At 51.1% G+C, this 1,246-nt stretch carries 2 protein-coding genes; one reads left to right on the top strand and one right to left on the bottom strand.

Annotation, left to right across the window (positions count from 1 at the left end):
* Positions 1-535: 535 nt before the first annotated feature.
* Positions 536-769: an Arm DNA-binding domain-containing protein gene (locus VF684_RS20860; protein WP_234879889.1), complete on the top strand. Its 234-nt coding sequence runs from the start codon at positions 536-538 to the stop codon at positions 767-769.
* A gap of 3 nt (positions 770-772) precedes the next feature.
* On the opposite strand, the gene VF684_RS20855 is transcribed toward VF684_RS20860, so the two are convergent.
* Positions 773-1,246 (bottom strand): IS3 family transposase (locus VF684_RS20855; RefSeq protein WP_376898570.1); only part of this gene is annotated, 474 nt, incomplete at its 5' end.

Below are 1,246 nucleotides of genomic sequence, written 5' to 3'. Positions count from 1 at the left end.
GGTGATTGTTCTCAACCGTTTATTTATACATTCTGTTAATGTGGTATGTGTAAAGAGGCGGTTGAGACTCGGCACGATAGACTTGAATCTGCACCCTGCTTTTTGCATGAGAAAAAGTGGCGACAGAGTGGCGACAAAACTTTAAATAGGTGGTCATTTTTGGTCGTTACTGGTTCACTAACTCTTTGATTTTTATGTGAGTGCTTGTTTTCTCATAGGGCCAAGTCAGATTTAAAATCCCTCGACGTTCGCGTCGTGCCGGTTCGATTCCGGCCTCGGCACCAAACTATAGTTTCATACAGTCTCAAGACATACCATAAACCCGCATAGCCAAAGGCTTTGCGGGTTTTTTGTTGTCTCTCGTCGTATCATAAGGCCCCTCATGACATCCTCCTGAGTTGGGGGGTACATGTTTCCACTGGGATAAAAAGTACCCCCACATGCCCGCAATCCCGCGCCATTCCTGGCCTGTGAGGTGGAGCCTTATACCCCTAGCGTCTGTCATGTACCCCTAATTGAACCGGGAGATACCCCCATGCCGCTATCTGATACCGCAGCTCGACAAGCCAAGTTCACTGGTGAGCAGCAGAAGCTGTCTGATGAAAAGGGACTCTTTTTACTTATAACTTCATCGGGGAAGTACTGGCGCCTCAAGTTCCGCTTTGGTGGAAAGGAGAAGGTCTTGGCGCTAGGTGTCTATCCAGAGGTTTCCTTGAGGGTTAGGAGAGAGGAAGCACGAAGGCTGCTGGCTGATGGCATCGATCTGTAGTGGTCAACTAAATCCGGACACTTGGTTAGGCCGAACCTCGGCTTTTGCTGGCGTCATCCCGTCATTGTGTTGATGTGGACGCCGCCAGTTGTAGTAATCCATCAGGTAATAACTGATATCCCGCTTTGCTTCCCGCAAGCTCATATATCCCATAGCCGGGAGCCACTCTGACTTCAGGCTTCTGAACAACCGTTCCATCGGGGCGTTATCCCAGCAGTTGCCACGCCGACTCATACTCTGGGTCATGCGATAGCGCCACAGTCGTTGCCGAAATGCCCGGCTACCATATTGGCAGCCCTGGTCAGAGTGAAATAGCACACCAGAAGGGCAACCTCGTTGCTGATACGCCATCTCAAGTGCTTTGATGGCCAGCTCGGCATCTGGTTTATCTGACATCGCCCAGCCCACGACCCGCCGGGTATACAGGTCAAGAACCGCTGCCAGATAATGCCAGCGACCACCTGCCCAGACGTAGGT

Source organism: Aeromonas sp. Lyrl_2 (assembly GCF_051948815.1).
GTDB lineage: Bacteria > Pseudomonadota > Gammaproteobacteria > Enterobacterales > Aeromonadaceae > Aeromonas > Aeromonas veronii.
Note: the sequence above shows the minus strand (reverse complement) of the source record. Positions and strands in the feature narration are given on the sequence as shown.